The organism is Streptomyces sp. NBC_00005 (genome assembly GCF_045160215.1).
Lineage (GTDB): Bacteria > Actinomycetota > Actinomycetes > Streptomycetales > Streptomycetaceae > Streptomyces.
Genome location: NZ_CP108316.1, coordinates 9,362,968 through 9,376,837 on the forward strand (window position 1 = coordinate 9,362,968; position 13,870 = coordinate 9,376,837).

The 13,870-nt window shown below is 69.4% G+C and carries 10 protein-coding genes and 2 pseudogenes; 8 read left to right on the forward strand and 4 right to left on the reverse strand.

Annotated elements, in window-relative coordinates; genetic code table 11:
* Positions 1-68: 68 nt before the first annotated feature.
* Together OG303_RS42745 and OG303_RS42750 are read right to left on the reverse strand one after the other, a co-directional pair.
* Positions 69-1,538 (reverse strand): acyl-CoA carboxylase subunit beta, encoded by a 1,470-nt coding sequence (locus OG303_RS42745; RefSeq protein ID WP_405877752.1) that lies wholly within the window; start codon positions 1,536-1,538, stop codon positions 69-71.
* Positions 1,539-1,778: 240 nt separating this feature from the next.
* Complete coding sequence (locus OG303_RS42750) at positions 1,779-2,309, reverse strand: CGNR zinc finger domain-containing protein (RefSeq protein WP_405875292.1); 531 nt, start codon at positions 2,307-2,309, stop codon at positions 1,779-1,781.
* Positions 2,310-2,335: 26 nt separating this feature from the next.
* Between OG303_RS42750 and OG303_RS42755 the strand changes: the two genes are divergently transcribed.
* From OG303_RS42755 to OG303_RS42770, 4 genes and pseudogenes are all read left to right on the forward strand, one after another.
* Positions 2,336-2,818 (forward strand): GNAT family N-acetyltransferase, encoded by a 483-nt coding sequence (locus OG303_RS42755; RefSeq protein WP_405875293.1) that lies wholly within the window; start codon positions 2,336-2,338, stop codon positions 2,816-2,818.
* A gap of 264 nt (positions 2,819-3,082) precedes the next feature.
* Positions 3,083-4,060, forward strand: coding sequence for an MFS transporter (locus tag OG303_RS42760; RefSeq protein ID WP_405877754.1), 978 nt, complete (start codon positions 3,083-3,085; stop codon positions 4,058-4,060).
* A gap of 576 nt (positions 4,061-4,636) precedes the next feature.
* Positions 4,637-6,034 (forward strand): hypothetical protein, encoded by a 1,398-nt coding sequence (locus tag OG303_RS42765; protein ID WP_405875294.1) that lies wholly within the window; start codon positions 4,637-4,639, stop codon positions 6,032-6,034.
* 511 nt (positions 6,035-6,545) lie between these two features.
* Positions 6,546-6,887, forward strand: a pseudogene (locus OG303_RS42770) (cupin); the annotation flags it as partial.
* Between the two features lie 197 nt (positions 6,888-7,084).
* Here OG303_RS42770 and OG303_RS42775 read toward each other — a convergent pair.
* Both OG303_RS42775 and OG303_RS42780 read right to left on the reverse strand, forming a co-directional pair.
* Complete coding sequence (locus OG303_RS42775) at positions 7,085-8,908, reverse strand: RICIN domain-containing protein (RefSeq protein ID WP_405875295.1); 1,824 nt, start codon at positions 8,906-8,908, stop codon at positions 7,085-7,087.
* A 54-nt stretch (positions 8,909-8,962) separates the two neighbouring features.
* Positions 8,963-9,236, reverse strand: a pseudogene (locus OG303_RS42780) (cellulosome protein); the annotation flags it as partial.
* A gap of 287 nt (positions 9,237-9,523) precedes the next feature.
* Between OG303_RS42780 and OG303_RS42785 the strand changes: the two are divergent.
* The 4 genes from OG303_RS42785 to OG303_RS42800 all read left to right on the forward strand — a co-directional run bounded on the left by OG303_RS42785 (position 9,524) and on the right by OG303_RS42800 (position 13,826).
* Positions 9,524-10,564: a LacI family DNA-binding transcriptional regulator gene (locus OG303_RS42785; RefSeq protein ID WP_405875296.1), complete on the forward strand. Its 1,041-nt coding sequence runs from the start codon at positions 9,524-9,526 to the stop codon at positions 10,562-10,564.
* A 168-nt stretch (positions 10,565-10,732) separates the two neighbouring features.
* On the forward strand, positions 10,733-11,974 hold the full coding sequence (locus OG303_RS42790; protein ID WP_405875297.1) for an extracellular solute-binding protein: 1,242 nt from the start codon (positions 10,733-10,735) through the stop codon (positions 11,972-11,974).
* Between the two features lie 20 nt (positions 11,975-11,994).
* Positions 11,995-12,978, forward strand: coding sequence for a carbohydrate ABC transporter permease (locus OG303_RS42795; RefSeq protein WP_405875298.1), 984 nt, complete (start codon positions 11,995-11,997; stop codon positions 12,976-12,978).
* Complete coding sequence (locus OG303_RS42800; RefSeq protein WP_405875299.1) at positions 12,975-13,826, forward strand: carbohydrate ABC transporter permease; 852 nt, start codon at positions 12,975-12,977, stop codon at positions 13,824-13,826. The genes OG303_RS42795 and OG303_RS42800 overlap by 4 nt, the downstream gene beginning before the upstream one ends.
* The last annotated feature ends 44 nt before the right edge of the window (positions 13,827-13,870 follow it).

Sequence of the window (13,870 nt, forward strand, 5' to 3'; positions counted from 1 at the left end):
GGGCGTGCTCCTCACATCGCGGGTTCGGCCGGCGGGACGGCGCGGCCTCGGTCGGCGAGTCGGGGGGATCAGAGCGGGATGTTGCCGTGCCGGCGCTCCGGCATGGGGGCACGCTTGCCGCGCAGCGCGCGCAGCGCACGGCAGAGGTGGGCACGGGTGTCCCGCGGTGCGATGACCGCGTCGACGTACCCGCGTTCGGCGGCGGGGTACGGGGTCCCGTGAGTGCTCTCGTACGCGGCGACGAGGCGGGCGCGCAACGCCACCGGATCGTCCGCGGCGGCGAGTTCACGCCGGTGCAGCAGGCCGACGGCGCCCTCTGCGCCCATGACGGCGATACGGGCGGTCGGCCAGGCGAGGTTGACGTCGGCGCCCAGGTGCTTGGACCCCATCACCGCGTACCCGCCGCCGTACGCCTTGCGCACCACCACGGTGAGCTTCGGGACGGTCGCCTCGGCGTATGCGTACAGGAGTTTGGCGCCGCGCCGGATGATGCCGGCCCGCTCCTGGTGGACACCGGAGAGGTAGCCGGGGACGTCGGCGAAGGTCAGCAGCGGTATGCCGAACGCGTCGCAGAACCGCACGAACCGCGCGGCCTTCTCGGAGGCGTCGATGTCCAGGACGCCGGCCGAGTGCAGCGGCTGGTTGGCGACGACCCCGACGGTGCCGCCCTCGATCCGGGCCAGCGCACAGATGATGTTCGGCGCGAACAGCTCCTGCACCTGCAGCAGTTCACCGTCGTCGACGACGGTCTGCAGGATGTCCCACATGTCGTAGGCCTGCCCGGTCCGGTCGGGCACGACCTCGTCGAGCCCGTCCCCGGCGGGAACGGACCCGGGCGCGTACTGAGGCGGCCGCTCGAGGTTGTTGGCGGGCAGATACGACAGCAGATCGCGTACGACGTCGAGGGCGTCCTCCTCGTCCGCGGCCAGGAAGTGGGCGTTGCCGTTCACGGAGTTGCTGGTGCGGGCGCCGCCCAGGTCCTCGGCGGTGGTGTGCTCGCCGGTGACCGCCTCGATGACGTCGGGGCCGGTGACGAACATGTGCGAGGCGCCGTCCACCATCACCGTGAAGTCGGTGATGGCCGGCGAGTACGCGGCGCCGCCCGCGCACGGCCCCAGGATGACCGAGATCTGCGGGATCACCCCGGACGCCTTCACGTTGCGGCGCACCAACTCGGCGTAGAGGGCGAGCGAGGCGACGCCCTCCTGGATGCGGGCGCCGCCGGAGTCGTTGAGTCCGATCACCGGACAGCCGGTCTTCAGCGCCAGGTCCATGAGGGCCACGGTCTTCTCGCCGAAGGCCTCGCCCATGCTGCCGCCGAACACCGTGGAGTCCTGGGCGAACACACAGACCGTCCGCCCGTCGATGGTGCCGTATCCGGTGACGACCCCGTCACCGCAGGGGCGGTGTGTGCCGTCTCCCGTCGACCGGGCCCGCACGAACAGGCCGGTCTCGCAGAACGATCCCTCGTCGAGCAGCCGCCCGATCCGCTCCCGCGCACCGAGCGCACCCCGCCTCCTCGGCGGGGCCGCGACCATCGCCTCGGCCCTGCGGTGCTCCAGGTCCGCGATGCGTTCGGCGGTGCGGTCCGCCGCGGGTGCCGTCGCCGGCGCCCGGGATGTTGTCGCCTCTCGCGTCACAGCCACCTCCGAAGTTGTTTTCGAATATGGCAGCGATGCGGCAGCGGACCTGGGCGATTGCCGTTCTATTTGCGGGAGTTGAGTCCTGCGGGACGGAGGTTCGTCCGTACGTGACAAGAGGCCGCCGGACCGGAGTCGTCAGGGGCCGGACGGCGTCGCGCGGGCACGGTGACGGCGTACCGCGTCGCGGTTGGCGCAGCGCTGGGAGCAGTAACGCTGCCGTCCGGTGCGGGAGGTGTCGGCGAAGATCCGGGTGCACTCGGTGACGGCGCAGCGCGTCAGACGGTGCATGCCCCGCCCGGCCAGGTGCAGCGCGGTGCCCACCGAGATCAGTGACAACAGCAGTGCGCCGAGGGGCTGTTGGTCGTCGCGGTAGTGCACGTGCCAGCCACTTCCGGAGTGGTTGGTCATCCGCGGGTAGGCGGCGGCCCTCGCCAGCATCCGGTTGAGCAGCTCGGCGCGTTCGTACTCGTCGCCCGCGTCGACCACCTTCTCCCACGCGTCCAACGCCTCCTCGGCATGGGCCAGGTCCTGGGCGGTGACGGGGCCCTCCAGCACCAGTCCGGCCGCCAGGCAACGGTCCGCGAGTTCCTCGGCGTCGGCCGGACGCCGGTTGGCCAGCTCCACGGCCAGATTCACGGCATCCTCGCCGTAAGGGTTGAGATGCATTGGACCATTACACCAGTCTGGTCGGTATGCGACAACGCCCCGGACCCCCATCCGCCGTACGGCAGGCGGTGGAGTACGACCTCGTCGAGCTCCTGCGGCTGCGGGCCCTGCTCTTCGAGGACCACGGCGGCGACTGGCTGGACGCCCTGGCCATGGTGTTGAAGGAACAGCTGACGGCGGACTCCGTACGCATCCTCGTCGTGGACGGCGACGGCGACGGCGACGATGACGGACGCCTCGCGGCCTGCGGCATCGGCACCATCGAGCAACGGCTGCCCGGGCCGCACCTGACCAACGGCCGGGTCGGGCACGTGATCGGCCTGGTCACCGACCCGGCCCACCGACGGCGAGGCCACAGCCGCGCGATCGTGCGGGACCTGCTCGACTGGTTCCGGGAACGCGAGGTCGCCCGCGTGGACCAGTACGTCTCCGCCGAGGCCGAAATCCCCTGTCGCGACCTCGACTTCACCGACCACCCCGACCCCTCGTCGCACGGGCGCCCATGCTGACGCCCGAGGCGGGACCCCAACGCACCCTCGCCGCCTCGAACTTCGTCTACACCGTCGGCAGCGGCCTCTATCTGACCGCAGGAATCCTGTACTTCACCCAGGCGGTGCACCTCCCGGCAGGCCAGGTGGGACTCGGGCTCGGCATCGCAGGACTCGTGTCGCTGGCCGCGGGCATCGTGGTCGGCCATCTCGCCGACAGGCACGGAGCGCGCGGGGTTTACGCCCACTCTGGTCGTCCAGGCGCTGGCGACGGCATCCTTCGTCCTGGTCCACAGCTTCTGGCCGTTCGTCCTCGCGGTGAGCGCGGCAACTGCCGCGAAAGCGGCCGGACTTGCGGCCCGAAGCCCGCTCATCCGGCACTACGGAGGGGACCGGCCGCAGGAGTTCCGCGCATATCTGCGGGCCGTGACCAACGTCGGCATCTCCCTCGGCGCCCTGCTGGCCGGCTGGGCCGTACAGGTCGGCACGCACACGGCCTACCAGCTCATGGTCGTCGGCAACGCGATCGGCTTCGCGGCTGCGGCGGCCGTCCTGGTCCGCCTGCCGCGGGTCACACCCGCCCCGCCGGTCCGTGGCCCACGCTGGACCGCCCTGCGCGACCGCCCCTACCTGCTGATCACAACCCTGGACGGCCTGATGGCCATCCAGTTCAAGGTGCTCACCGTGGCGGTTCCGCTGTGGCTGGTGGCGGCCACCACCGCACCGCACTGGCTGATCTCGGGCACGATGCTCATCAGTACCGTCATGGTCATCGTGTTCCAGGTCCGCGCCGGCCGCACCGTCACCTCCCCGGCAGCCGGCGGCCGTGCCTACCGCCGAGCAGGCGTGACCTTCCTCGCCTCCTGCTCGCTCATCCCGCTCGCCGCGGGTCTTCCGGCCCGGGCTGCCGCAGCTGTGCTCCTCGCCGCGGTGGTCGTGCACACGGTCGGCGAACTCTGGCACTCCGCCGCGGGCTTCGAGGTCTCCTTCGCCCTCGCCCCGCAGCACGCCACCGGCCAGTACCTGGGCGTGTTCGGCCTGGGCGCAGGACTGGCGGAAGCGCTCGGGCCGGGCCTGCTTGTCGCGCTGTGCCTCACCTGGGGCCGCCCCGGCTGGTCCGTCGTGGGAGCGATGTTCGCCCTGACGGGCCTGGCGGCACCCCTCGCCGTCCGCCGGGCAGAGCGGCGGGGGTCGGATCCTGCGGGTCGGGGTCGAGGTTCAGCACGTAGCCCTCGCACCGGCCCCCCGGCCCGAACAACCTGATCGGCCGCAACGCCCGCGACCACGAGCTCTTCGCCGGCATCTCCGGCGACACCCCGCAGAGCGCGCGCTGAGCGGGGAGACGCGGGCCTGGGCGGCCGGCTGATGGGCCTCGATGACGAACTCCGTGTCCTGGCCGCGGGCGCGGGCTGTCTCGCAGCTTGCCCGACGCATCGGCGTCACCCCGCCCGACGGCGCACCAGGCTGGAACGACTCTTCGCTACGGCACCGGGTGTCGATGAGGCAGGTGTCCTTCACGGCATGGAGGACACGTGGCGAACCGCCTGTCCGTCACTTCCCGCTGCTCGGTCGGCACGGTCCAGGTTGGTCTTGACCGCGCGATGCGCGATGCACCCACCCTGCCCAACCGGTCGCCATAACCCGGGCCAACTGGCCTCCCGGGCTACACCATCCGGTGGCTTATGACCGCCTCAGCGTTATTCGTGGGGCTTATTTCCTGATTATTCCACTATCCGGTCTTGGTACTGACCAGCCGTCACGAAGCCCTGAACCAGGTCGAGGAGAGTGGAGAAGATGACGACATCGCCGAGATGGCGATCCGTTCTGGCGTCAGCCACCATGGTTGCGACGCTCGCCACAGCCCAGCTGGCGATCGCGGGACCCGCCATCGCTCAGGACCACGCCCCCCCGCAGCCGCCGTATCCGGCGCCGTTCGCCTATCCGACGCACACGTCGAAGTCGGTCTACCCGGAGAAGCCGGGTTATCCGGCGCACCCGGACAAGCCCGCTCACCCCGACAAGCCGGTCTATCCGGAGAAGCCTGAGTACCCGGCGCACCCGGTGAAGCCCGCGTATCCGGAGAAGCCGGTCTATCCGGTGAAGCCTGAGTACCCGGCGCACCCGGTGAAGCCCGAGTATCCGGAGAAGCCGGTCTATCCGGTGAAGCCCGAGTATCCGGCGCATCCGGAGAAGCCCGTCTATCCGGTGATGCCGGTGAAGCCCGACTATCCGGTGAAGCCCGCGTACCCGGAGAAGCCTGCGTATCCGGTGATTCCGGTGAAGCCCGCGTACCCCGTAAAGCCGGTCTACCCGGTGAAGCCCGACTATCCGGTGAAACCTGCGTATCCGACGATGCCGGTGAAGCCTGCGATGCCGGTGAAGCCTGCGTATCCGGAGAAGCCGGCCTACCCGGTGAAGCCTGCGATGCCGGTGAAGCCCGCGTATCCGGAGAAGCCTGCGTACCCGGTGAAGCCGGCCTATCCGGAGAAGCCTGCGATGCCGGTGAAGCCCGCGTACCCGGTGAAGCCCGCGTATCCGGAGAAGCCTGCGATGCCGGTGAAGCCCGCGTATCCGGAGAAGCCTGCGATGCCGGTGAAGCCCGCGATGCCGGTGAAGCCGGCCTACCCGGAGAAGCCCGCGTATCCGGAGAAGCCCGCGTATCCGGAGAAGCCGGCCTACCCGGAGAAGCCCGCGTATCCGGAGAAGCCCGCGTATCCGGAGAAGCCGGCCTACCCGGAGAAGCCCGCCTACCCCGAGAAGCCCGCGTATCCGGAGAAGCCGGCCCACCCGGAGAAGCCCGCGTATCCGGAGAAGCCGGCCCACCCGGAGAAGCCCGCGTATCCGGAGAAGCCCGCGTATCCGGAGAAGCCGGCCTACCCGGAGAAGCCCGCTTACCCGGAGAAGCCCGCGTATCCGGAGAAGCCCGCGTATCCGGAGAAGCCGGCCCACCCGGAGAAGCCCGCGTATCCGGAGAAGCCCGCGTATCCGGAGAAGCCGGCCCACCCGGAGAAGCCCGCGTATCCGGAGAAGCCCGCGTACCCGGAAAAGCCGGCCCACCCGGAGAAGCCCGCGTACCCGGAGAAGCCCGCGTACCCGGAAAAGCCGGCCCACCCGGAGAAGCCGGCCCACCCGGAGAAGCCCGCCTACCCCGAGAAGCCGGCCCACCCGGAGAAGCCGGAATACCCGTCGCACCCGTCCAAGCCCGACTCCCCGTCACACTCGTCGAAGTCCTGGTAGTTGCACCCTCCGCACTGCTGGAGGTCGGAGCGCGGGCAAGGCTCGCCGTAGCCGCGCATACCCGGTGACAACGACAAGGACAGGTTGATCCTGGGTGGCGTGGCCATCGGCGGCCCCGTCGAAAACCCCGGCGACCGCCGGGTCTGGCTCGGGCGCCGCCCATCCAGCGGCGCGCCAACGACGGGCGTGCTTTCCTTCGGCCCGGCGACCGCCAGGGTTTCCACGACGGGCTGTCCGCGGTACGGCTCGATTCTCAACAGCCGAGATCGGCCGACGCTTCTGTGGCCGCCGGGAGACCCGAGGAAACGCCGGAGGTCCCTGGACGGTCCCAGACGCTTCATGAGAGGGCGTCAGAGGCCGGCCGCAATGCCGGGCCCGGACACACGGGCCCGGCACACCACTGTCTGGGGCTGCAAGTACGACGGCCCTAGGGCATGAGGAGGGCGTCCGACGGGCATCTGCCCTGGTCAGGCGTCCTCCTTCTGCTGCTGGAAGAAGCCCGGCCTTCTCGATGAGACGGGCGGCGGGTCGCCGGGCCGCAGAGAAGGCGCAAACGAGGCGGCGTCCAGAGGGGGCTTGGGGGACGACCGTCCTCGTCGAGTGGCCTCCCGGTCACCCCGGAACTCCTCCACACCGCCAATCGGGGCCGCGTTTCGGCTACGTCGTCGAGGGCGCGGTCCGGTTCGAGCTCGAGGGTGAGCCGGGCGGTGACGTGATGCACTGCCGGAACGGCAACGCCTTCTCGGACGCGCCGACCAAGTTCGTGGTGACCATGCCGTGCGCCTCGCGTCAGCCGATGCTCACGCCGGGCGACGAGGAGGAGCTGGAGAAGCGGGCTCACCTCCGCGCCCCCGCGGCTCACCTCCGCGCCCCGCGACTGAGTTGCCGCATGCTCGCACAGGCCGGTTCCGGACGCCGCCCTGCCCCTCGTGGGCTGCAGAGGATTCATCGCCGTCATCCGACGCCGCCCTGCCGTGAGCGCCTCGCTGTGTCCGAAGAGGCGTCGTCCTCTGTTCCCCGGCGGTTCCGGGGAACAGAGGACGCGGAGGCTCAGGCCTTGCCCTGGAGCCGCCAGATCTGGTTCTTCTTGGTGCTGAGGACGCTCGCTGGGTCGCAGGTCCACTGGTGGATCAGGGCCCGCAGCTGGGTGGAGACGTTGGAGACGTCGACGCACTTGCCGCTGTGCACGGCGACGAGTTGGTAGTCGTGGCTGTTGCCGAGTGCGGTGACGGGGTTGAGGGTGAACATCTGGTTGGTCTGGCCGTTGCAGGTGTACTGGTCGACGGCGGCGCCGTCGGCGGTGGAGGCGCCCGCGACGTCCAGGCACTTGCCGCTGTGCTCGTTGGCGACGGTGTAGGTGTTGGTCCGGCCGGCCACCGGCTTGAGGTCGAGCATCTGCTGGTAGCCGCCCTCGCAGTAGTACTGCTGGTACTGGGTGCCGTTGGCGGTGCTCACGTCGGTGTCGTCCAGGCACTGTCCGCTGTTCTGGCTGACGGCGACCGTGGAGACGGTGGTGTTGGACGGCGGCAGCAGGGTGACCGTGTAGCCGTCCTTGGCGCTGGACCACGGGATGGACACCGAGGCCGCGTTGTTGCTGACCGTCAGGGTGGTGTCGGAGATGGTCTCCGGACCGGTCACCGCGGCACCGTTGTTGTACGGGACACGCTGGACGACCGCACGGACCTTGCCGCCCTCCACCGTTGAAGTCGTGTTCAGTCCGGTGAGGTTGACGGTGACCGTGCCGGTGTTGCCGCTGCTGCCGAGCAGGATCTTGGCGTTCTTCGCGGAGTTGTCCTTGGTGGCCAGGCCGTCCGTACCGGTGCCCGGGACCAGGTTGACGATGTTGCCGGTCTGCGAGCCGTAGTAGCGGTACATGAACCACTCGCCGAGCGGCACGTACTGGCCGGCGCTGTTCTTGGTGAGCAGGTTGGCCTCGTAGTCGTGCAGGTTGGTGCCCGAGGCCCAGTTGCCGCGCAGGCCGTCGGCGTCGGCCCGCTCCAGGCGGCCGATGAACCAGGCGCCGCCGCCCGGGGACTGCATGGACAGGGTGGCGTACTCGTTGATCTGGTACGGCCGGGTGTTGGTCAACCCTGCTGCGGCGAGGGTCGAGTTGGCGCGTCCGACGTCCGTCACCGGATCACCCGGTTCGTCGTGCCAACTCCAGATGTCCGGGGCCACGTTGTTGGCCTTGACGTAGGAAAGGAACGTCGTCCACCAGGAGTTGGAGGAGTTCGGCTGGCCCGCGATGCTGGGCCCGACGATCAGCTGGCCCGGGAACGCGGCCCGGACCTTGGCGTAGAACCGCGACCACATCTGCAGGTATTGGGTCTGCGAGGCGCCCCAGAAGCCGCTGCCGTCGGGCTCGTTCCACAGGTCCCACTGGACCGTCATGTTGTTGGCCTTGACGTCACTGATGAGCTGGGTGACGAAAGCGTCGAACTGCGTCCAGTCACCGTTGTCGCCGGGCCAGCCCTGGCTGGTGGTGCCGTCGGCGCCCCACAGGTCGTGCGGCAGCAGCACGAACGTGCCGCCGAGGGCGGCGGTCCGCTTGTACTGGGCGAGCGTGGAGTTCCAGCGGGTCTGGTAGTCGGCGAGGCTGGTGGCATAGCCGCCGCTGTTGAGCTGGGCGCCGCCGGCCCGCATGAAGTGCCACTTGATGTCCTTGAAGAAGTGGTCCTGGGGCAGCGTGCCGTCCGGGGTCATCCCGTAGATCATGCCGGAGGCGTGGTAGGTGGGAGCGCCTCCGGCGGTGGCGAAGTCCACGGTGACGCTGGTGTCGGCGGCGTGCGAGGTGGTGGCCGGCAGCAGGCTCGCCGCCAGGGTGGCCAGCAGGACGGCGGTTCTGGAAATCGGGCGTGGTGAACGCAGGTGCATGTGCGGCTCTTTCGTCTGGAGAGGGAGGGGAGGGGGAGGCGGGAGGCTCGCCCGCTACTTCTCGGTGAGCGGGGTGACGGCGATCCGGTCGATGACCGGTGCGTACGGCGACCGCTGGTCGTACTGGTTGTAGGTGTCGCCGTTGAAGTCGGGCAGCTCCGCCGCGGTGAACGTGAGCCGGTTCGTGCCCTTCTTCAGCGTGAGCGGGACGGTCAGGTCCCAGAAGTTGTCGAAGTGGAAGGTCGTCGGGAACAGCACCCTGCGGGCCGCCGCCGTTGACCGAGATGTCGGCGTGCCGGGCGATCGGATCGGGGTTGTAGTGGGTCGCCAACCCATGACGCGAACCGGTTCGACCGACGTCGGACCGGTCGGGCCTTGAGCTTCATGGCCCGATGTGGCGTGCGGTGACGATTCGATACGGCCCTGTCGAACCGGTTCGGCGGAAGCTAGCAGTGCCGAAAGAGCGGCAGCAATACCTCCGACACGGATTGGACGAGGATTTCCCGCAAGTGCGCGCAAGCCATTGACAGCCGCTTCGGTGCGCTCCTACCTTCCCTTCACGCGAACCGGTTCGACAGCTGGCTCGCGCTCGAACCGGTTCGACGAAGGAGTGCCGTGAACATCGGTGAGATCGCCCGGCGGGCCGGTGTCTCCCGGAGCACCGTCTCGTACGCACTCAGCGGCAAGCGTCCGGTGTCGGACGACACCCGGCAGAAGATCCAGCAGGTCATCGACGAACTGGGTTACCGCCCGAACGCGAGCGCCCGTGCCCTGGCCAACGGCCGGACCAGCACCCTCGGTCTGGTCTTCCCGCCGGCCGGCACCCACTACACCGGCATGCAACTGGACTTCATCGGCAGCGTGGTGGAGGCCGCGGCGGCCTACGACTACGACGTGCTGCTGTCGCCGAGCGGCGTGGACAGTGACCGCTCCTTCCAGCGGCTGCTGGCCGAGCGGCGGGTCGACGGCGCGATCCTGATGGAGATCAGGCTTCAGGACGACCGGATCGACCACCTCGTCGCCGAGAACTTCCCCGCCGTCTGCATCGGCCGCACCGCGCAGCCGGACGGCGACTGGTGGGTGGGCCTGGACCACACCGCGCTGGCCGCCGCCTGTGTGCACCACCTCGCCGACCTGGGCCACCGCAGGATCGCCCTCGTGAACCGGCCCGAGCGCATGCTGCGTGCCGGCTACGAGTCGGCGCACCGCGGGCTGGAGGGCTTCACCAAGGCCGCGGCCGAGCGTGGGCTCACCGTGCGGACGTACTGCTGCGGGGACGACGCTCCCTCCGGCGAGGCCTGCATGGAGCGGATCCTGCACGACGATCCGGCCACCACGGCGCTGGTCACGCTCAACGAGGCTGCGCTGGGCGGCATTTACCGCGGGCTGGCCGTCGCGGGCCGCCATGTGCCGCGCGACTTCTCCGTCACCGGAGTGGTGGCGGGCCGGTGGGCCGAGACGGTGACCCCGCAGCTCACCGCGGCGGACGTACCGGCGGAGCAGATGGGACGCTTCGCCGTCGACCTCCTCGTCGAGCGACTCGGCCACGCCGACGCGGCACCGCGCCACCACCTGCTCGCCCCGCCCATCTCCCTGCGCGCCAGCACCGGACCCGCCCACCACGCATCGGACTCCGCCTCCGGCATGAACGCCTGACCCCGAACGCCCCATCGCCCCGCGGCGGCCCGTCGCGCTCGCGGAGGAGCCGCTCCTTCACCGACCCTGCGCGGCCGGTCATCTCCCGACTGCTTCTTCGGCATGCCCTTGCCGAAAACACACCCGCATCCTCGGCATGCCCTTGCCGAAATCACAAAGGAACGCCCTATGAACAGAACCACCGGACGGCGGCTCACCGCCGCGGCCCTGACCGTCGCCGCCCTCGCTACAGCCACCACCGCCTGCTCGTCCGGCGGCAGTTCGTCCGCCAAGGGGGGCGACAGCGGGACGTACACGATCTGGGACCCCTACCCGCAGTTCGCCAAGGGCTCGGCCTGGACGAAGCTGCTGGACAAGTGCGGCACCAAGGCCGGTGTGAAGATCAAGCGGACCGGCTTCGACACCAGCGACCTGGCCAACAAGACGCTGCTGGCGGCGCAGCAGGGCAACTCCCCGGACGTCCTCATCGTCGACAACCCCGTGGTGTCGACCCTGGCCGAGGCGGGAGTGCTCACCACGACCGACGACAGCAACCTGGACACCTCGAAGGTGGACGCCAACCTGCTCGCGGCCGGCCAGTCGCACGGGAAGACGTACGGCACGCCGATCGGCGCCAACACCCTTGCCCTCTACTACAACAAGAAGGTCCTGGCGGCCGCGGGCGTCGACATCGCCGCGGTCAAGGACTGGCCGTCCCTCACGGCAGCCCTGGAGAAGGTGAAGAAGGCGGGCAAGAAGGGCATCACCTTCTCCGCGATCGGCACCGAGGAGGGCAGCTTCCAGTTCCTGCCATGGTTCTGGGGTGCGGGCGCGAAACTGACCCAACTCGACTCCTCCCAGGGCGAGTCGGCGCTGTCTCTGTGGAACGGCTGGCTGAAGAAGGGCTACGCCCCCAACTCGGTGCTCAACAACACCCAGACCACCAGCTGGCAGGAGTTCGCCACCGGTGACTATGCCTTCGCCGAGAACGGCACCTGGCAGCTGGCCAACGCCGAGAAGGCCGGCCTGGACTACGGCGTGCTCCCGATACCCGCCGCCACGGGAGGCAACGCCGCCGCCCCGACCGGCGGCGAGTTCGTCACCATCCCCGTCCAGGACGACACCGGCCGCTACGCCACCTCCCAGGAGCTGACGGCCTGTCTGACCAGCACCCAGAACCTGTACGACACCGACACCACGCTGTCCTACGTGGCGCCCACCAGCGAGGTCCAGGGCAAGCAGGTGGCGGCGAACGCCAAGCTGAAGCCCTGGGTCGACGCGGTCCAGGCGGCCAAGGGGCGCACCAGCGACGACCTGGGCACCAAGTACCCCAAGATCTCCGAGCAGTTGTGGAAGGCCGTCCAGTCCACCCTCAGCGGGGCCAAGTCCCCCAATGACGCCCTCACCACGGCGCAGAACGCCGTCAAGTAACCGGAATTCAAGGGTCGTTGATGAACCGCACGACACAGCTTCCGCACCATCGGCCTGTGCTCGACCGAGACGGGGCGGCCTCCGCCGTCCCGTCCCCGGTCCGCAGCAGGAAACGGCGTCGGCCCTCCTCCCAGCAGTGGGCCGCCTGGGCCTTCCTGGCCCCCGTCACCCTCTACCTCGGCCTCTTCTACGCCTATCCGCTCTACCGCAACCTCGACCTGAGCCTGCGCCACTACACCGTCCGCTCCTTCGTCCAGGGCGACGCGCCCTTCACCGGCCTCGCCAACTACCGCACCGTCTTCGACGATCCGACCTTCGGACCCGCGCTCACCCATACGGTGGTGTTCACCGTCGTGTGCCTGTTCTTCCAGTACGCCATCGGGCTCGCCCTCGCGGTCTTCTTCAACCAGAACTTCCGGCTTTCCGCGACCCTGCGCGCCCTCTTCCTCGTGCCTTGGCTGCTACCGCTGATCGTGTCGGCGTCCACCTGGTCGTGGATGCTGAACAGCGACTCCGGTGTCGTCAACGCGGCCCTGCACGCCGTCGGCATCGGACCGGTCAACTGGCTGACGTCACCGTCCTGGTCGCTCATCTCGGTGATCATCGCGAACATCTGGATCGGCGTCCCGTTCAACCTGGTCGTGCTCCACAGCGGCCTGCAGGCGATTCCCGCGAGCCTGTACGAGGCGGCCGCCCTCGACGGCGCCGGAGCGTGGCGGCGGTTCTGGCACATCACCCTCCCGCTGCTGCGCCCGGTCTCCGCGATCACCCTGCTGCTGGGCCTGGTCTACACGCTCAAGGTCTTCGACATCATCTGGATCATGACCAAGGGCGGCCCGGCGGACTCGTCCACCACCTTCGCCACCTGGTCCTACCGGCTCGGCTTCGGCAACCTCCTGCCCGCCTTCGGCCCCGGAGCGGCCGTCGGCAACCTGCTCGTCGTCGCTGCCCTGGTCTTCGGCCTGGTGTATCTCAGGGTCCAGCGAAAGCAGTACGCCTCATGACGACCATCGCGACCGCACACCGCCCGCGCCGGGCCCGCCGCACCACCTGGTGGAAGACGGCCACGGGCCTCGTCCTCACCGCGATCATGCTGTTCCCGGTCTACTGGATGCTCAACGTGTCCTTCACCCGTGACCAGGACATGCGCAAGAGCCCGCCCGACCTGTTCCCCACGCACGGCACCCTGGCCGGCTACCGGGCCGTCCTGAACGACCAGTTGCCCTACCTCGGCACCAGCCTCGTCATCGGCCTCGGAACCGTGGTGCTCACCGTCGCGCTCGCCGCACCCGCCGGCTACGCCCTGGCCAAACTCCGCCCGCGCGGCGGCGGCGCGCTCAGCTTCCTCTTCCTGGTCGCCCAGATGATCCCCGGCATCATCATGGCGATGGGCTTCTACGCCATCTACCTCAGCCTCGGACTGCTTCAGTCGGTGCCCGGCCTGATCGTCGCGGACTCCACGCTGGCCGTCCCCTTCGCCGTACTGATCTTCACCGCGTTCATGTCCGGCATCCCGAACGAACTGCTCCAGGCCGCGAAGACCGACGGAGCCGGACCCCTGCGCACCTTCTGGTCGATCGTGCTGCCGATGAGCCGCAACGCCGTCGTCACGGTGTCGCTGTTCGCGTTCCTGTGGTCCTGGTCCGACTTCGTCTTCGCCAGCACCCTCGCGGGCGGCGGCGCACACGAACCGATCACCCTCGGCATCTACCACTACATCGGCAACAACAACCAGGAGTGGAACGCCATCATGGCCACCGCGGTCGTGGCCTCGCTGCCCGCGGCGGTGATCCTCGTCCTCGCCCAGCGCTACGTCGCCGCCGGGGTGAGTGCCGGCGCGGTGAAGGACTGACCGGTCGACCCGTCGCCCCTGTTGAAGATCCGTCGTCCCTGTTG